Annotated in this window: 12 protein-coding genes; 9 read left to right on the forward strand and 3 right to left on the reverse strand. The window is 48.7% G+C overall.

All coding sequences use genetic code 11. From position 1 onward, the window contains the following. Positions 1–7: 7 nt before the first annotated feature. Both H608_RS0108125 and H608_RS0108130 read right to left on the reverse strand, forming a co-directional pair. Positions 8–2116, reverse strand: a complete 2109-nt coding sequence (locus tag H608_RS0108125; protein WP_028787241.1) for an alpha-glucuronidase family glycosyl hydrolase — start codon at positions 2114–2116, stop codon at positions 8–10. A 3-nt stretch (positions 2117–2119) separates the two neighbouring features. Then, on the reverse strand, positions 2120–3154 hold the full coding sequence (locus H608_RS0108130; protein ID WP_038007792.1) for a LacI family DNA-binding transcriptional regulator: 1035 nt from the start codon (positions 3152–3154) through the stop codon (positions 2120–2122). A gap of 171 nt (positions 3155–3325) precedes the next feature. On the opposite strand from H608_RS0108130, the gene H608_RS0108135 reads away from it, so the two are divergent. The 6 genes from H608_RS0108135 to H608_RS0108160 all read left to right on the forward strand — a co-directional run bounded on the left by H608_RS0108135 (position 3326) and on the right by H608_RS0108160 (position 14646). Continuing rightward, complete coding sequence (locus H608_RS0108135; protein WP_028787243.1) at positions 3326–5494, forward strand: glycoside hydrolase family 3 C-terminal domain-containing protein; 2169 nt, start codon at positions 3326–3328, stop codon at positions 5492–5494. Between the two features lie 127 nt (positions 5495–5621). Then, positions 5622–8738, forward strand: a complete 3117-nt coding sequence (locus tag H608_RS0108140; RefSeq protein WP_051268133.1) for a SusC/RagA family TonB-linked outer membrane protein — start codon at positions 5622–5624, stop codon at positions 8736–8738. Between the two features lie 27 nt (positions 8739–8765). Further along, positions 8766–10577 (forward strand): RagB/SusD family nutrient uptake outer membrane protein, encoded by a 1812-nt coding sequence (locus H608_RS0108145; protein WP_028787245.1) that lies wholly within the window; start codon positions 8766–8768, stop codon positions 10575–10577. A gap of 26 nt (positions 10578–10603) precedes the next feature. Then, positions 10604–12214 carry an endo-1,4-beta-xylanase gene (locus H608_RS0108150; protein ID WP_028787246.1) on the forward strand — a complete coding sequence of 537 codons (1611 nt, stop codon included), beginning with the start codon at positions 10604–10606 and terminating at the stop codon, positions 12212–12214. Between the two features lie 195 nt (positions 12215–12409). Next, complete coding sequence (locus H608_RS0108155; protein ID WP_028787247.1) at positions 12410–14137, forward strand: sodium:solute symporter family transporter; 1728 nt, start codon at positions 12410–12412, stop codon at positions 14135–14137. Between the two features lie 80 nt (positions 14138–14217). After that, positions 14218–14646, forward strand: coding sequence for a nuclear transport factor 2 family protein (locus H608_RS0108160; RefSeq protein WP_028787248.1), 429 nt, complete (start codon positions 14218–14220; stop codon positions 14644–14646). Here H608_RS0108160 and H608_RS0108165 read toward each other — a convergent pair whose 3' ends face one another. Beyond that, a complete protein-coding gene (locus H608_RS0108165) occupies positions 14647–14835 on the reverse strand; it encodes a hypothetical protein (RefSeq protein WP_028787249.1) in 189 nt (62 codons plus the stop codon). Positions 14836–15063: 228 nt separating this feature from the next. On the opposite strand from H608_RS0108165, the gene H608_RS0108170 reads away from it, so the two are divergent. The 3 genes from H608_RS0108170 (at position 15064) to H608_RS0108180 (ending at position 19799) form a co-directional block, all read left to right on the forward strand. Then, positions 15064–16053 carry a PDDEXK nuclease domain-containing protein gene (locus H608_RS0108170; RefSeq protein WP_028787250.1) on the forward strand — a complete coding sequence of 330 codons (990 nt, stop codon included), beginning with the start codon at positions 15064–15066 and terminating at the stop codon, positions 16051–16053. A 192-nt stretch (positions 16054–16245) separates the two neighbouring features. Next, the gene (locus H608_RS0108175) at positions 16246–17874 is read left to right on the forward strand and encodes a glycoside hydrolase family 28 protein (protein WP_028787251.1); all 1629 of its coding nucleotides are present in this window, start codon (positions 16246–16248) and stop codon (positions 17872–17874) included. Positions 17875–17882: 8 nt separating this feature from the next. Then, positions 17883–19799: a glycoside hydrolase family 88 protein gene (locus H608_RS0108180; RefSeq protein WP_028787252.1), complete on the forward strand. Its 1917-nt coding sequence runs from the start codon at positions 17883–17885 to the stop codon at positions 19797–19799. The last annotated feature ends 3 nt before the right edge of the window (positions 19800–19802 follow it).

A 19802-nucleotide genomic window follows, 5' to 3' on the forward strand; every position in this document is an offset into this window, starting at 1 on the left:
CATTGGTTTAACCCGGATTGCCGGGCATATAATAAAAATTTTGCTGCTGATAGTAATCAAGTGAATGCGCAGGTTGCGGATAATTAGCCGGCAAAGGCTGACGCGAAAAGGTTTGGAAATAAGCAACGCACGCATCTCTCCACAACACGGCATTTTCTTCCTGTATATTCAGCAGCATGCGCACCTGTTCAAAACGTTCTTCGTCGATATAGGGTTTTAGTTTATGCCATTTGGTTTGCATATCCCTGACTTCACTGACGCCGGTATTATAACGGTAACAAATTTCCTCCCAGAGATTACGGCCCGATTGCATACGGTGATTCCAGGGGACATGATGAAACCATAGTAAGAATTTTTCATCGCAGGTCGCCGGGTTTTCCCATTGGCGTTGTGCGCCTGCGGCGTATTGGGATAAAGCATTGCTACCCGTGGCTGTTCTGTCGAATCCGATACCGGTGGAATCTGCGCGGTGATAATAAACCGAAGTCCAATCAGCGCGTGGTTTATTGGCCACCCAGGGGCCGGGACCATAATGATGACCATAGGCCATGATATGATGCAGGCCGAGCGGCGTCATATAGTTGACCGCTGTCTCGCGGCTTTGCAAAAGCATTGGCGTGAGTGTATTGGCGACAGTTGCATTATTTCCAAAAGTCAGCCTGATCCATTCCCGGGCAATCTCTTTCGATGAAATAGCAGGATTCCAGGCAAGGCGACCGAAAGCAAACCAGTTGGACTGGGCAAAAGGATGGCCACACCAGTTGCGTTCATCACCGATATTGGCCACGCCCGCGATGCCGCCATTTTTATTTTTTTGTAAAACGGATGCAACACTGTTGCCGGCAACGGGCTGGTAAGTGTCTGCATCGAGTACTTCCTTAAACAACGGTGCGAGGTAAACAAGATGTGAAGCGGCACCCAGGTATTCCTGCGTCAGTTGTACCTCCATCATCAAGGGTGTTTGCGGCATAGCGCCGAAGAGCGGGTGAAAAGGTTCGCGCGGTTGAAAATCGATGGCGCCGTTTTTTACCTGCAGGATTACATTCGGGAGAAACTTTCCGTCGAGCGGTTTGAATTCGGTATAAGCCTGCTTAGCCCTGTCGTCGGGTGTTTCATGGCTATAAACGAAAGCGCGCCACATTACAATGCCACCGTGCGGCGCCAGTGCTTCGGCCAGCATATTGGCCCCGTCTGCATGCGAACGTTGATAATCCTGCGGACCGGGTTGTCCTTCGCTGTTGGCTTTTACGAGGAAGCCACCAAAATCGGGAATGAGTTGATAAATTTCAGCTGCTTTATTCTTCCACCATCTTTTTACTTCCGGGTCCAGCGGATCGGCCGTGCGCAGGCCACCGATTTCGATCGGTGCACTGAAACGGGCAGTTAAATAAACACGGATATGATAAGGCCGGAAAACATCAGCGAGTGCTGCTGCTTTTTTAAGGTAGGTGTCGGTTAGTACACGTGCATTGGCGTTTACATTGGTCAGTACCGTACCATTGATGCCGACAGAAGCATTAGCCCTGGCATAATCGCGGTAACGCGGATCGATATAGCCGGGAAGCAGGTGCCATTTCCACAAAGACTGACCGGCGTATCCGCGCTCCACGCTTCTGTCGAGGTTATCCCAATGATTGAGAATGCGGTGGTGCAGCGAAGGAGAATTGGTTATAAAAAGATTGTTCAGCGATTCGTTTTGCTGAATGAGTTGGATCAACCTGAAAGTTCCATACAACAAACCTGCATTCGTGTTCGCAGTGATGAACAATTTGTTGTGTTGCCAGCCGATCACATAGCCTTCATCGTTGGCAGCGGTGAGGGCCGATTTTATTTTTTTATCGGAAATGTTTTTTGCGGTGGTAATAATGAGCCCGGCTGAGGCTGCAGGGGTGAACACAGGTTTTTTTTCCAGCAAACCAGACAGCGCAATTGTCAGTTCGTTTTTTGCGGCGGTGTTTTCATCATCGATATAAATGGAAGACAATTGAGAAAGGTACTGTTGCCGTTTTGGCTGATCTTTTATGGCATCATAGCGCAGCCAGAGGCGGTAGCCATCTTCGGCGTGCAGCGGCGTTAAAGCAAAGCCCAGCAGCAATAAAAGCAACCAGCAGCGCATGTTTCAGGAGTTCCGGACAGACGATTCGCGGATGATCAATTCGGATTTGATGATGATTTTATTCGTGTGTGCCAGTGTGGCGCTACCATCGAGATGACTGATGAGGTTGCGGGCTGCTATTTCTCCCATCTGCACACCGGGATAATCGATGGTGGTGAGTCGGGGCGAAATAATTTTTCCCATAACATCATTATTGAAACCGCCGATGGCGATGTCTTCCGGAATGCGGATGCCTTCTTCCTGCAGGTGGTGCATGATCACGGCGGCGCAGAAATCGTTGGTGATAAACATCCCATCAGGCTTCTTTTTCATGCGCAATACGCGTTGTGCAGTTTCGATACCGTCACTTTCTTCCAGGCCATTGACAACAACCAGGTCATCGTCATACTTTATACTGTTATCGGCCAGTGCCTGTTTGTATCCGCGTAAACGATCGGCATAAACGTTACGTTTCAGGCTCGCGGTTACGTGCATGATGCGTTTGCATCCCTGGTTGATCAGGTGTTGCGTCATATCATAGCCCGCCCTGAAGTTGTCGATCACTACTTTGGCGCCTTCGCTGTCTTCGAACACGCGGTCAAAGAAAATAAGCGGGATGCCTTTCTTCACGAAAGGGTCGAAGTGGGCGAGATTCTCCGTGTCAAAAGAAAGCGAGGCGATCAATCCGTCTACGCGTTTATGAAAAAGGTTATTGGCGTTGGCGATTTCTTTTTTGGCCGACTCGGAAGACTGGGCGATCAGTAAATCGTAGTTGGCTTCAGTGGTTACTTTCTCGATGCCCGCCAATACGGAGGAGATGAATCCGCTGTTCAACTCATGCACGAGAACACCAATAGTATTGGTGCGTCCGCGACGGAGATTGCTGGCGAAATTATTAGAGCGATAGCCGAGTTCGGTGGCGAGTTCGTTGATTTTTTTCTTGGTTTTGGAGTTGATAGCAGGATGATCTTTAAGTGCGCGGCTGACGGTGGCTGCCGACAAATTGAGCTGTCGTGCTATATCATATATAGTAATATCTGCCCTGCTGTCTGTTTTCATATTTATTACAATCGTTTGCGGCTTGATAATAAAGCAAAGTAAAGGATATTTTTAAAAAATTTATGCAATCGGTTACATTTTTCATTTTTTTTCCTATTTTAGCAATCGTGACAGGGAAATACAGCTTTTCCCGCAACGATTGCCCTAACGAACAGCCAGACGATTGCCATTATGAAAAAGCGTTTCTTATCTGCTTTGCTTGTACCGCTTTTGCCGCTTGTAATGTATGGTCAAAAGCAACCCGCTTTCCGGAATACTGCTTTGCCGGTATCACAGCGGATACAGCACCTCATTTCCCAACTTACATTGGAAGAAAAAATTGGTCAGCTTATTTATGATGCACCCGCCATCCCGCGGCTCGGCATCCCTGCCTACAATTGGTGGAATGAAGCCTTGCATGGTGTCGGCCGCTCCGGAAGCGCTACTGTGTTTCCGCAGGCGATCGGTATGGCCGCTACGTTTGACGACTCCCTCATCCGTAAAGTAGCCGATGTTATTTCCACCGAAGCACGTGCCATGAACAATGTGGCGATCGCGAAAGGTTATTATATGAAGTATGGCGGTCTTACTTTCTGGACACCCAATATCAATATCTTCCGTGATCCGCGCTGGGGCAGAGGCCAGGAAACTTATGGGGAAGATCCGTTTCTTACTTCGCGCATGGGCGTGGCCTTTGTAAAAGGTTTGCAGGGAAATGATCCGCGTTATCTGAAAGTGGCAGCCTGCGCAAAACATTATGCCGTACACAGCGGTCCCGAACGGTTACGGCATGAGTTCAATGCTTCGGCATCCATGCACGATCTATACGATACTTACCTTCCGGCTTTTCATTCTTTGGTAGATGCCGGCGTGGAAGCCGTGATGTGCGCCTATAATGCCACCAACGGAGAGCCCTGCTGCGCCAATACTTATTTGTTACAGGATGTGCTGCGCAAAAAGTGGAAGTTTAAAGGCCATGTGGTCAGCGATTGCTGGGCACTCGTGGATTTTTACAATGGACATAAGATCGTCAAGGATGCGCGCGAAGCAGCCGCACTCGCTTTGCAGCGCGGCGTTAATCTTAATTGTGGAAGCGTATTCGGCGATGGTTTGGCCGATGCTGTAAAGACCGGCCTTGTTTCCGAAAAACAGGTCGATAGTTCACTTGCTGTGTTAATGAATACGCGGTTCCGCCTGGGTATGTTTGACGATGCTTCAAAAAATCCTTACGCACGTATTCCTGCTTCCGTAATTAATAGTGCCGCCCATCGCAAGATGGCACGTGATGTGGCGGTGAAGTCGATCGTGTTATTAAAGAACAACGGTATTCTTCCGTTGAAGAATGACCTGCGTAAATATTTTATTACCGGTCCCAATGCCGCCAGCATCGATGCTTTGCTGGGAAATTATAATGGCCTCAATAGTAATCTCGTGACCATTCTCGAAGGTGTTTCGGCTCAGTTGAAGCCCGGCAGCCAGTTGCAGTACCGCCCCGGCGTTTTGCTGGATCGTCCGAATGTGAATCCGATCGACTGGACAACCGACGAAGCCAAGAATGCGGATGTAACGATTGCCGTATTGGGTATCACGGGTTTCCTCGAGGGGGAAGAAGGAGAGTCCATTGCCTCACCTCATTTTGGTGATCGTCTTGATTATAATCTTCCCGCTGCGCAGATAGAGTTTTTGAAGAAAATGCGCAACAACAATACTAAACCGATCGTGGCCGTGATCACCGGCGGTTCGCCGATGAATTTGTCTGAAGTGCACGAACTCGCAGACGCCGTTGTACTCGCGTGGTATCCGGGTGAAGAGGGCGGACATGCAGTTGGTGATGTATTGTTTGGCAAAGAATCTCCTTCCGGCAGATTGCCGCTCACTTTTCCCAAATCATTGGAACAGTTGCCGCCTTATGAAGATTATTCCATGAAGGGCCGCACTTATCGTTATATGGACGCCGAACCGATGTATCCTTTCGGTTTTGGTTTAAGCTACAGCAAGTTTGCTTACGGCAACCTTACGGTTAACAAAGGAAACGGGCTGAAGGCTTCCGTAACCGTTACCAATAAAGGAACGCGGGAAGCGGAAGAAGTGGTGGAATTGTTTGTGTCTTATCCCGATCTGAAAGATGCACCGCTTTATGCCTTGAAAGGCTTCCGTCGTGTGAAACTGAAGCCAGGGGCTTCCGCAAAAGTTGATTTTGTATTGAAGTCGCAACAATTGACAGTGATAAATGAAGACGGCGAAGCTGTTGCCGTAAAAGGAACGGTGCGCATTCATGTCGGCGGAAGCCTGCCCGGAAAGAGAAGCCAGGAACTCGGTGCCACACCTGTTGTTACCACCGATGTGCAGATGGGTCGATAAGCTGAATTACGTATTCGATTATTATACTCATTCTTTAAACGATTGCTATATGAACTCTACCTAACTGCCATCAACGCCTGCCTGTACGTTGAACTACATCTCTTTCTTCATTTAAAACTAACTGATCATGAAATTCATGGTTATGCGGAAAGCCAAACCAATTGTCTCCGGCGTCTTCCTTCGCCGATCGCCGGCAGTCATTCTTTTTCTGCTGCTGCTTTGTCCGTCCGTATTATTTGCGCAGGAACGCACTGTCCGCGGTCGTGTAAGCAACGATGCGGGCGAGCCTGTTCAGGGCGCCTCCGTTGCTATTAAAGGAAAAACAACCGGTACCAGTACCGCACAGAACGGAACCTTTATGCTGCAGGCCAGTACAGGTGATATACTCGTTGTCAGCAGCGTAAATTTTGAACCCGTTGAAGTGGCCGTTACGGCCACCGGAGATATCAATGTTCAATTGAAATCAACCTCCGGTAGTTTAAGTGAAGTAGTGGTTGTAGGTTACGGTCAGCAACGCCGCAAAGATGTAACGGGCGCTATCGGTTCTGTGCGCGGTGAAACCTTGCGCGAAGTGCCTTCAGCGAATGCCGTGCAGGCATTAACAGGCCGCGTAGCCGGTGTGGATATTGCCCGTACCGGTTCAAGACCCGGTGCAGGCGGACAAATCCGCATCCGCGGCAACCGCTCACTCAGCGGCAGCAACGATCCTTTCATCGTGGTGGATGGTATTCCTTTTGGTGGAAGTATCAATGACCTGAACCTCGATGATATTGCCAATGTCGATATCCTGAAAGATGCATCTGCAACAGCCATCTACGGTTCACGTGGTTCCAACGGTGTGATATTGGTAACAACGAAACGGGGCCGTTCCGGCAAGCCGCAACTCAGCATCAACTCTTATTACGGCTTCGCGAATGTGATGGGCACTTATGATATGTTTAATGCAAGCGAGTTCAAAGATTTCCGTGATCTGTCGCAGTACAGTGCCGGCTATTCTCCGGCGGAACTCGATGGTATTGCCAAAGGGACCAATACAGACTGGCAGGATTATCTGTACAAACAGGGTTCTGTTACCAACCACGAGCTCAGTGTTTCCGGTGGAAGCGATGCCGCCACTTACGGTATCGGTGGTGGTTATTTCAAAGAAACAGGGGTGATCACGGGTCAGTCGTTCGAACGTTTCTCGCTGCGCGCAACCATCGATGCCAAGGTGGGCAAACGTGTAAAGATTGGCCTGAATTCATTGAATACACTGGGTTATACGAATGGGGAAGGAGTGAATCCATTGTACGGAGCACTGCGCATTCCGCCGTTTGTGTCGGCCTACAACGATGATGGCAGCGTGAACCTTTACCCGATGACCGGTACGGTAGATGCTACAGCCACCATGAACCCGCTGACATTGAAGGACCGCGATATGATTGTTGACCGCCGCCGCCGTCTGCGTACATTCAACAGTCTTTATGGCGAGTTGCAAATTTTAAAAGATCTTAAATACCGCCTGAATGTCGGCCTCGATTTCCGCCAGGAAAACCGCGGCATTTTCAATGGTCCGAATACCATCCAGAACCCTTCTGCAAGTTCTGCTGCGCAGGCCAATGCCTCTTTGCGCAACGCAGAAGGATGGACATATACGATTGAGCATCTGCTTAACTATGATAAAACAATTGCCAATCGTCACCGCGTCGGTTTCACCGGTCTTTACAGCATTCAGCAGGATCGGGGATTTGGCAGCCGGGTAGATGGAAATGATTTTCCCGCTGAAGTGATTCAGTATTACAATTTCAACCTGGCCAAGAATGTAACGGTGCCGGCCGCAGATAATTATTTCAACAAATCCGGCCTGGTCTCTTTCATGGGGCGTGTGAATTATGTTTTTGATGACCGGTTTATGTTCACGGCCACGTTCCGCCGCGACGGCTCTTCTGTTTTCCCCGTTGATAAATACCTGAATTACCCCGCATTTGCTTTGGGATGGAATATCGGCAACGAAAAGTTTATGCAGGGTGTTGACTTTGTTAATTCACTGAAGCTGCGTGGTGGATATGGCGTTACCGGCAACCAGGGCATTCCTGCTAATGCAACCACGGGTTCCTTGTCGAGCAACCGCTACAATTTCGGTTCTACCAATGCGCTCGGTTATTTTGTTAGTTCATTACCCAACCGCAGTTTGCAATGGGAAAAAACGGCCAGCTGGAACGCGGGTGTAGACTTCGGTTTGTTCAACGACCGCATCACAGGTTCGATCGATGTATATCGTCAGACGACAGACAACCTGCTGGTACAAAAAAGTCTTCCTGCCAGCAACGGTGCCGGAAGTTATTGGACGAACGCCGCCAAAACGGAAGGCAAGGGTATCGAGATATCCCTCAGCACTGTTAATGTGCGTCAGAACGATTTCACCTGGACAATGGATGTGAACTTTTCCCTGAACCGCGAAAAGATCGTGGCGCTCGAAGAGCCGGGCAAAATGCAGGACATCGGCAATGGATGGTTTGTTGGTTATCCTGTTAACGTGATCTATGACTTCAACAAGATCGGTATCTGGCAAACCAACGAAGCGAATATTGCTGCCGGTTATGGTTCATCAGATTTTGCCCCCGGGAAAATTAAACTCGAAGACCTCAATGGTGATGGCCGCATCACGGATGCCGACCGCAAGGTGGTCGGTACTTTCCAACCTGACTGGATCGGTGGTATGACACATCGTTTTGCTTATAAAAATATCGATCTGTCATTTGTACTGTTTGCGCGGATGGGCGGCACACTTGTAGCTACCTACCTGCAAAACAACGGCACCGGCACTGGTTATTTTGGATTTGGTAACAGCCGCGCCAATCAATACAAAGTGGATTACTGGACGCCGCAAAACCCGACCAATGCATTCCCTAAACCGGATGGCACCACAGACCGCATCAACTATTCATCCACGCTCGGTTATTATGATGCTTCGTTCATCAAAGTGCGCAGCATCAATCTCGGCTATACATTGCCCGGTAAATGGATGGAGCGTGCGGGATTGAGTTCGGTTCGTGTTTATTTCTCTGCGCAGAATCCCTTCATTCTTTATTCACCATTTGTGAAAGCCGGATTGGGCTTCGATCCGGAAGGTACAGGTACAGGCGGTGCGGTGCAAACGCAAGGCGCCAATGCAAACACCGGAGTGACTACGCGCGCGATTACCGTCGGTTTGAATACGCCTGCCACCCGTCAATTCATTTTTGGTCTTAACATCAAATTATAAGCGGTTCTCAATCAAAAAATACCTGGTATGAAAAAAAATAAATTAATAAAATCAGGATTTGCACTTTGCCTGCTGGCTGTGCTGGCTACGCCGATGAGTTGCCGCAAAGTCCTCGATTCGGAATACCGTTCCGAACTCACACCTGATTATTTCTCCACGCCAACCGGTCTGGAAGCGGGTGTCACCGCGTCTTATGCCGTATCGCGCTACTTCTGGGGAAGTGAAGGTTTTGCTTACACGGCTTGTTCAGGTACGGATGAAGTGAACAAGGGTGGCGATGGCAACGATAATTTTTTCCTGTATAATATTTTGCCAACAGACGGGTCCATTCAATCTATCTGGAACAACAGCTACCTGGCGATCAACAACCTGAATGGTGTCTTGCAATACGGCCCCAATGCCAGCATCGATGCGGCACGCAAGACGGTGTTGTTGGGCGAAGCACATTTTCTCCGTGCATTCTATTATTTCTTATTGGTACAAAACTTTGGTGATGTGCCGCTTAACCTGACGTTCATCCAGGAACCGAGTACATCCGCTACGCGCCAGCCTATCGGGCAGGTGTATGATGCCATTGTGCAGGACCTGATCGATGCGTCGGCCATGCTTCCCGCGATATCCGGTTCACCGGCATCGCCTGTAAAAGGCCGTGCTACCAAAGCCGCAGCGCTGCATTTGCTGGCGAAAGTTTACCTGACGCGCGGTTGGTCCACGGCAGCAAAAGCGGATGACTTTTCAAAAGCCTATACCACGGCCAATGAGCTTATTACCAACAGAGCTACCTATGGGCTGGATCTTGAACAGGATTTTGCCAATGTGTACCGCGATGGCAATGAATATGGCAAAGAATCCATTTTTGTGATGGATCGCAATACAGATCCCTTGTTCTCTGAAAGCGGTTATAACAATACTACTGCTGCGGATGGTAACAAAGAAAACCGTTCCAATCACTACTGGGTTTGTTTTTATACGCTTACGCGAAATGTGAATGCCGGTATTGCGGGTACGACTGCCAGCACACAGCAGGTTGTAACGCGGGACCTGGCCAATGGCCGCCCATTCCGCCGTTTCCGTCCGACGAATTATACGTACAATGTGTTCAGTAATCGTGACAACGATTCGCGTTATGATAAGACATTCCAGAAAATATGGTTGTATAACCGCCCGACCTCCGGTGCGCAGGGGCAGGATGCCAACAACAATCCGATTACCATTACTGTGCAGCGTGGTAATCCGCTCACTAATTACACATGGGTAAAAGGAGTGGACACGGCCCTGTGGATGCCGGGAGTGGAAGTGACAGAAGCGCAACGCCGGGCATCGAAAGCAGTGATCGTTGCGCCATCGGAATACACCACTGAATGGTTTCCTACGATGGTGAAACACCTCGATCCCACGCGTCAGCATTTCAATGATCCGTCTGACCGCCCGATCATTTTATTCCGCCTGGCCGACACCTATCTGCTGGCTGCCGAAGCGGCTTTCAAAGACAACCGTCCCGGTGATGCCGCTACCATGATCAATGCGGTACGTCAGCGCGCGGCTTATCGTTCCACCAATACACCTGCGCAGAATGCAACGGCGGTAACCGCCGTTACCATCACCGGCGCAACCGTAACGCTCGATTATATCCTCGACGAGCGTACACGCGAACTGTACGGTGAATACAACCGCTGGTATGATCTGGTGCGTACAAAATCGCTGCTGGCACGTGTGCAATCATACAACTCCATTTCTGCTGCAGGCATCCGGCCGTTCCATGTATTGCGTCCTATTCCGCAATCCCAGATTGACCTGGTAACCACGGGACCCCGCTTTCCGCAGAATGACGGATATTAACATCAAACACCACCAACTAAAGTGTTATGAGAACAATCAAAAGCTTGCTTATACTGACAACGGGCGTACTGCTGACGCAATTCTATGCCTGTAAAAAAATCGATATGGGTGCCAGCCAGGTCGATACATTCGATCCGGCGGCCAACCAGCAAACATTGAAGGAAGCTGCGGACTTTCCCATTGGCGTGGCCATCGACTACACGCCGATGATGGGCAATGCAAACTATGCCAACCTTGTCAAAACAGAATTCGACAATGTAACATTCGGCTACCAGATGAAACACGGCGCTATTGTCCGCGATAACGGCACGATGGATTTCACCAGGGCCGATGCACTGGTGAATGCGGTCGGCGGGTTAGATATTTATGGCCACACACTCGGCTGGCACCAGAATCAGAATGCCACTTACCTGAAGAGCTATGCCGGCATCACGATTCCTGCCGCTACCAATCTGATCCTGAACGGAGATTTCGAAGCGGGATCAGGCAGTACGTTTACCAACTGGAATGTGTACAATACGAATGGCGCCACTTTCAGTGAAGGCGCAGGGGCATCCGAAGTGCATGGAGGTACACGCTCGCTGAAAGTGGTTAACCCGAATAACAACGCCGGTAACCAATGGCGGGTACAATTTGCGAGTGACTTGATCAATACAACCATCGGTACGCAATATGTGCTTTCATTCTGGGTGCGTTCACTTGCCGGAGGTTATATCATGCGTACCTCCACACAACCTACTGCGCAATACCAGGGTAATCAGACCATCAGTAATTCCTGGACACAGATCACGTGGACATTTACCGCGCAGGATGCGCAAACGCGCATTCTCTTTGACCTTGGTGAAACCGCGGGAACCCTGTTTATCGATGATGTGAAATTCAGTGTGCTGGTAACGCCTCCCACAGGCGCACAGGTAACGCAAAAGGTAGATGAATCGCTCAGTTCTTTTATCACGACAACCGTGAACCGCTACAAAAACAAAGTGCGTGCATGGGATGTGGTGAATGAATTATTTACCGAAGACGGCAATATCCGCAACAATACCAACACGCCTACGCCCAGCAACGTAACGGATCAATTTGTATGGTCCGAATACCTGGGAAGAGACTATGCGCTGAAAGCATTCAACTATGCCAAAGCCGCCGACCCTACGGCCCTGTTCTTTATTAATGATTTTAACCTGGAAAGCAGTCCTGCCAAGCTCGACTCGCTGATCAAATTTGTAACCGAACTGAAAAACCGGGGAGCCAAAGTAGATGGCATCGGCACGCAGATGCACATATCCATCAATACATCGTTTAACGGCATCGCCACGATGTTCCGCAAGCTGGCAGCAACCGGACTGAAGATCAAGATCACGGAGCTGGACATACGCGTGAACCCGAACAACTTTGCGTGGTATGCACCCACGGAAGCGCTGTTGAATACCCAGGCAGCGATGTATAAATATGTGGTGCAGGAATACATCAGAAGTGTGCCTGCCGATCAGCGCTATGGCATCACTATCTGGGGTGTAGATGATCCGGGAAGCTGGATTGTGGTAACCCAGAGCCGCACCGATCATCCGTTGTTGTACGACAAAGACTTCAAACGGAAAGTGGCCTACGATGGCGTTTACCAGGGACTCAAGAAGTAAACAAGCATAGCAGGCGTTTTAGTACGAAGCAAATCCCGCTACTCCGGTAGCGGATTTGTTTTATAGAGTACAATCCTGTACTGTCCGGCCCTTCAAAAAAGCGGGATAGTAAAAAGTATACCGTAATTGCTTTACATTTAAAACCTGATCAACAAGGCCCGGCCTGTTGTTAACTTAACGAATCGCAACAACCATATGAACAATCTCTCAACTCCCGACTACGTAATATTCTTTATCTACTTCGTATTGGTAGCCGGGTATGGTTACTGGATCTACCGGCGTAAGAGAAAGTCGACGATGAATACCAAAGACTTCTTTCTGGCGGAAGGATCACTTACCTGGTGGGCCATTGGTGCCTCGCTGATTGCATCTAACATATCTGCCGAGCAGTTTATCGGTATGAGCGGTGAAGGATTTTTTGTGGGAACGGCGGTAGCTGCCTACGAATGGATCGCCGCTATTGCGCTGATCATTATCGCCATCTGGTTTATTCCCATTTATCTGAAAAATAAAATATATACGATGCCGCAGTTTTTGAAAACGCGGTATAACGAAACGGTGGCGCTGATCATGGCCGTATTCTGGCTGTTTCTGTATGTATTTGTAAATCTTACCTCCATTCTTTATCTCGGTGCCGTAGCGATCAATGGATTACTGGGTGGCGGACACCTGCATATCATCATGATCGTGCTGATGGCCATGGCCCTGCTCATCACGCTGGGTGGTATGAAAGTGATCGGTTATACCGACGTAATACAAGTAGCCGTGTTGATCATTGGCGGATTTGCGACCGTATACATGGCGCTGCAAATTGTAGACGAACGCATCAATAATGTTGCAAACGGAGATGCCATAGCGGGATTGAAAACACTGTTCGGCCAGGCACCGGAACACTTTAAGATGATCCTGCCCAAGCCGGAAGTCACTACTACCACGATCGACATGCCGGAGAACCTTGATGTGCAGAAATATGTGGTACTGCCGGGTATCGCGATGTATTTTGCGGGGCAATGGATCGTAAACCTGAACTATTGGGGATGTAACCAGTATATCACGCAACGTGCACTGGGAGCGGATCTGCAAACGGCCCGTACGGGTATCCTGTTTGCCGGATTCCTGAAACTCTTCATGCCGGTGATTGTAATGTTGCCGGGTATCGCGGCTTATGTACTGCATAAAAACGGGCAATTGCCAGGGTTCGATGGTGTGAAAGACAACGCGTATTCAGCCATTCTTGCCTTCCTTCCTACAGGGTTGAAGGGGCTGGCGGTGGCGGCACTGACAGCGGCGATCGTGGCATCGCTGGCGGGTAAAGCTAACAGCATCTCTACCATCTTTACATTGGATGTGTATAAGAAATACCTGAACAAAAACGCGGAAGAAAAGAAGATGGTATGGATTGGCCGTGCTACCGTAATTGTGGCAATGCTGGTTGCGCTCCTGTTTACCTGGGAGGATCTGCTGGGTATTGGCGGCGAGGGTGGATTTACCTTTATTCAGAAATATACGGGCTTTATCAGTCCGGGTGTATTTGCGATGTTTATCCTCGGTATGTTCTGGAAACGTACAACAGGTACTGCGGCACTCGTTGGTGTGATCCTTGGATTTGTGCTGGCGATCTTCTTCAACAACTATGCGGTATCGCTCTTTGGAAAAGAAACCTGGTTGTATACGGCGTTTGAATACCAGAAAATGGAGAAAGGCGTAGTGCATACGATTGTGGAAATTCCTTTCCTGATCAACATGGGCTGGTCGTTCTTCTTCACGGTGCTCACGATGGTGGGTATCAGTCTCGCCGGACCACGTGTGAATCCGAAGGCTTTTGAGATCGATGCGGAAATGTTCCGGGTGAAACCGAAGACTGTGGTGATGATCGTGATCACACTCATGATCCTCGGTGCGCTTTATGCACGATTCTGGTAAAAACGTTTGGAAAAATAAAATACCTTTATGCGGCATCTTACAAAAAGTAGGGTGCCGCATTTTTTTTAAATAAATGAATTATGAAAAAGGGAATGGTTCTGCTGTTGATGTTGGTGCTGGTGATGGGTGCTGCTGCGCAAGACAAGAAGCTGGAAGCCGTAACAGCGGCTGCGGAAAAATTGCGGATAGCGATGATCGATGCGGACAGTGCCACATTGAGTTCACTGGCGGATGAGCAACTGAGCTATGGTCATTCCGGAGGTGCTGTTGAAAACAAAAAAGAATTCGTGGCAAAAATAACCAGCGGCCGGTCTGACTTTGTCACGATTGCGATTACCAGCCAGACGGTGAGTGTTGCGGGCAATACGGCGATTATCCGTCATCACCTGGAAGCGGCGACAAATGACAGCGGCAAGCCGGGTACTGTTAAACTGCAGGTGATGCAGGTATGGTACAAAGCGAAAGGTAAATGGAAATTACTGGCGCGTCAGGCCGTTAAGGCTTCCTGATCATCCTCCGATCGAGCCTTCTATCTTTTTCTTGGTGAGGAAAACATATTCCTCCATGGTGATTTTTCCCTGAAATAAATAATTGTACAGTATTTCATGATCAGGGCGTACCGGCCTGGCGGGCATGTCCTGTTTAGGTTGGTCAGCCGTTTGCTGTTCCGGTGGTGTTTGTTCGGTTGTAGTGCACATGGTTTATTCGTTTTGGTGATGGGATGACCCGCACGAGGCGAATTTAATGTGTATAATATACACGAAGGTAAAGCGTTTTCGCCGTCCGGCGATGTTAAAAAAATGCACATTGGGGTAAGGGTCTGATTGTGAAGGATGTTCGTTTTGTATTAAGTGTTTTTTCACCGGCTAATGGGTTGCGTCCGGTTATTTTTACACCGCCATCTTCCATTTTTAAAATCAATTAAAATGGAACTCAACCCACAGGTACTTCAACAGGTGCAATCAGTCATTCATCAGGCAAGAGAAAATGCAGTCAGAGCTGTAGATACGCAGCGCGTACGCATGTATTGGGAAATAGGACGCATAATATTCGAAGAAGAGCAAAAAGGACAACAACGGGCTGCATACGGAGAATTTTTAATACGCAGCCTTTCGCGCGAATTAAAACCCGCTTTTGGCAGCGGGTTTTCTACAAGACAATTACATCTATACAGACAATTTTATAAGGTTTATCCAATTGTGAACGCACTGCGTTCACAATTCAATTGGACACATTTTCGCATATTTATCAGGATTGAAAATCAATCTAAAAGAGAATTTTATATGGCTGAAACGATAAAAAACTGCTGGACTGCCAGGCAACTGGAGCGGCAGGTCGGCAGCCAGCTTTATGAACGACTTTTACTCAGCAATAACCCGGAAGAAGTGCTGGCCGTAGCAAAAAATCTGAAGGCGCCGGAAAATGCGACGGAAATTATAAAAGATCCCATGGTACTCGAGTTTCTGGGATTAAAGAGAGAATCTACTTATTATGAAAAGGATCTTGAACACGCCATCATTACCAACCTGCAGGAGTTTATGCTGGAAATGGGAAATGGTTTTTCTTTCGTAGCAAGACAAAGACGTATTCTTTTGGAAAGTGATGAGTTCTTTATCGACCTCGTGTTCTACAATCGCCTTCTTCGTTGTTTTGTTATCATGGAAATAAAGACGCATAAACTCACGCATGAAGACCTGGGCCAGTTGCAGATGTATGTCAACTACTATGATCGTAAAGAAAAACTATCTGAAGAAAATCCAACTATCGGCATATTATTATGTGCGGATAAAAACAATGCGGTGGTTCAGTACTCATTGCCTGAAAATAATAACAGGATTTATGCAAGCCAATACCAACTGTATCTTCCGACAGAACAGCAATTATTGACCGAAATGCGCAAAAACTGGAGCCGGTAGTATGTTGTGAGCCAGCCCTGTTTCCCTCTCAGCCGCTATTTACAAAACTCCGCTCACCCATCCATCCCGCACTGTTATTTCCGGCAACGATTGCGTAAATAAATGGTTCTATTTGCTTCACGGTCAACTATTTTGGGGTAAACTTGTAGCTCCTAACCCCGGCGTGCCGGGTTTCAAAATGGATTGCGTGCTATGAATAGAAACTTTGCTCTCCTTGCATTTTTGCTGTTGTTCTCGTGGACTTTAACGGCTCAGACCGCACCCAAACTGCCGGTCATCACAGCCGCTAAATTGAAGGCTACACCATTCCCCATTGCCCGGTATGGTGCTGTGCCTGACGGCAATACCCTGAACACAAAAGCTATCCAGTCCGCCATCGACGCCTGCAGCAAAGCCGGCGGTGGTAAAGTGATCGTGCCTTCAGGACTGTGGCTCACCGGCCCCATCGTATTGAAGTCGTACGTAAACCTCCACCTCGAAACAGGTGCTACCTTGCTTTTTACCAAAGACATTAATGAATACCCCCTTGTAAAAACCAACTGGGAAGGTCTGGACCAGATGCGCAACCAGGCTCCCATCTCCGCCGACAACGCCGTACATATCGCCATCACCGGTAAAGGTATTGTAGATGGCAATGGCGATATCTGGCGCTCCGTTAAGAAAGACAAACTCACCGAAAGCCAATGGAAAAAACTTATTAATTCCGGCGGTGTGTTGAGCGAAGACAAAAAAACATGGTATCCTTCCGAGAAATCAAAAAAAGGACACCAGATGCAACATCCGGGTGCTATCAGCCCCGAAAAAGATGAAGCCTTCTATAACAGCATCAAAGATTTTCTCCGTCCCAACCTCGTGGTACTCACAAGCTGCAAATACGTCTTGCTCGAAGGGGTTACTTTTCAAAATAGTCCCGCCTGGTGCCTGCACCCGCTCATGACAGATCACCTCACAGTCAGAAACGTTTCTGTTAAAAATCCCTGGTATGCACAGAACGGCGATGGCATCGACGTGGAAAGTTGCAGCAACGTACTCATCGAAAACAGCGTCTTCGATGTGGGCGACGATGGCCTCTGTATCAAGAGCGGCCGCGATGCCGAAGGACGTAAAAGAGGTAAGCCTACACAAAACGTGATCATCCGCGGTTGTACCGTTTATGCTTCCCACGGTGGTTTTGTGATCGGCAGCGAAATGAGCGGCGGCGCACGCAATATTCATGTTAGCAATTGCACATTCGTTGGTTCCGATATCGGTCTGCGTTTCAAAACAACACGCGGCCGCGGCGGTATCGTGGAAGATATTTTCATCAGGGATATCTACATGAAAGATATCCCGGGAGAAGCCATTCTTTTCGACATGTATTACATGGCTAAAGATCCTATTCCCCTGTCAGGAGAAAAACGTGAACTGCCGAAAGTAGAAATGAAACCTGTCGACGAGTCTACGCCGCAGTTCCGCAATTTCCATATCAGCAATGTGTATTGCAACGGTGCCAGCAAAGCTGTGTTCATCCGCGGCCTTCCCGAAATGCATATCAAAAACATCACATTGGAAAACATGGTATTGCAGGCTGATCAGGGCATCGATATCCAGGAAGCGACTGATATCCGTTTCAAAAATGTAAAAGTGATTTCCAAAGACACTAACCCGGTGGTGGATATCATCAACAGTGATAATATTTCCTTCGATAAACTCACTTATGCCGACCAGGCCGAACTGTTGTTCCGCGTGAGCGGAGAACGCAGCAACAAGATCAATACCAGTGGCACAGATGCCGGCAAGGCAAAGAAGAAAGTGAGTTTTGAGTTAGGCGCTAAAGAATAATGATGGCTATGAGCAGACCCCTGAAACAACTACTCGGTTTACTATTATTGTTGACAGGCTCCACCGCATTTGCGCAGGAGCCTTATTCGCAAAGACTGGCCAACACCGCCATTCATATCTGGCCCGATTCTTTTTCCATGCGGCCCGGAACGCCCGCGCGCTGGAGCTACGATCAGGGCGTGATCCTCAAAGGTGTTGAACATATATGGGAAGCTACGGGCGACCCGAAGTGGTTCAACTATATCCAGACAAGCATGGATCATTATGTAAACGACCAGGGCGAGATCAAAGATTATCATCCTGACACCTACAATATCGATCATGTCAATAACGGGAAGTTGTTACTCACGCTTTACCGCGTAACAGGCAAAGACAAATACCGCAAAGCTGTCGATCGCCTGCGTCAGCAGTTAATTACACATCCCCGCACCAAAGAAGGCGGCTTCTGGCACAAGAAGATCTATGATTGGCAAATGTGGCTCGATGGCTTATACATGGGCCAGCCATTCTATGCCGAGTACGCACAGGTGTTTGGCGAAGACACCATATTCAATGATGTGACCCGCCAGTTTGTATTGATGGAAAAGAATGCCCGCGATGCAAAAACAGGGCTGCTTTATCATGGTTACGACGAGAGCCGCACGCAAAAGTGGGCCGACAAAACCACCGGCCGCTCTCCGCATGTTTGGGCGCGTGCCCTCGGTTGGTACGGTATGGCCATGGTCGACGTACTCGATTATTTTCCCGCCAATCATCCCGGTCGCGACAGCATCATCGCTATCCTGAATCGTTTTGCCGCCGCCGTTACCAAAGTGCAGGATGCAAAAACCGGCCTGTGGTATGATATTGTGGACATGCCTAAAGAGAAACGCAATTACTTCGAAGCATCCGCTTCCAGCATGCTCGTGTACACATTGGCCAAAGGCGTTCGCAAAGGTTATCTCCCGGCTTCCTACCAGGCAAAAGCACAACTCGGTTTCAAGGGACTCGTGAATAAATTCATTCAGAAAGACAGTGCCGGTCTTACCAATCTTTCCGGCACGGTGAGCGTTTCAGGTCTCGGTGGTAAACCCTACCGCGACGGCAGCTTTGATTATTATATGAGCGAAAAAGTAATCGTGAACGATCCCAAAGGAATGGGCGCATTCATTCTTGCCGCTACGGAGATTGAAATGATCCCCAAACTTTCCACCGGCAAAGGTAAAACCGTTTTGCTCGATAATTATTTTAACAACGAATGGCGTAAAGATGCTTCAGGACGCACCTGGGGCTGGCATTATACCTGGGACGACCGTTCCAATGGCGGGTATAATTTCCTTGGTCAGTTGTTTGAACAATACGGGGCTTCAACCGCTACATTGAAAACCGCACCCACTGCCGCCAATCTGAAAAATGCTGCTGTTTATATCATCGTGGATCCCGATACGGAAAAGGAAACGGCTAAACCGAATTACGTACAGCCCGCCGATGTTGAGGCAATCGCCACCTGGGTAAAAAATGGCGGCGTGCTGGTATTGCTGGGGAATGATGCCGGCAATGCAGAGTTTAAACAGTTCAATACACTGGCGAAAAAATTCGGGATCATTTTTAACGAAGACAACAAACTGATGGTACAAAACAATCAGTACGATCAGGGAAAAGTGATCATTCCGAAAGGTAATCCCGTTTTCCGCACCGCAGCAAACGTTTACCTGAAAGAGATCAGCACGCTCCAGTTGAGTGCACCCGCTACGCCGCTGCTCAAGGCCGGCAACGATGTGGCGATGGCTACGGCGCGTTACGGCAAAGGTGTTGTTTTCGCCCTTGGCGATCCCTGGATTTACAACGAATACGTGGATGGCAGAAAATTGCCGCTGCAGTACGAAAATTTCAAAGCCGCATCCGATTGGGTTCGCTGGCTGCTGCAGCAAACAAAGAAGAAATGATTT

The sequence above is a fragment of the Terrimonas ferruginea DSM 30193 genome (assembly GCF_000425585.1).
GTDB lineage: Bacteria > Bacteroidota > Bacteroidia > Chitinophagales > Chitinophagaceae > Terrimonas > Terrimonas ferruginea.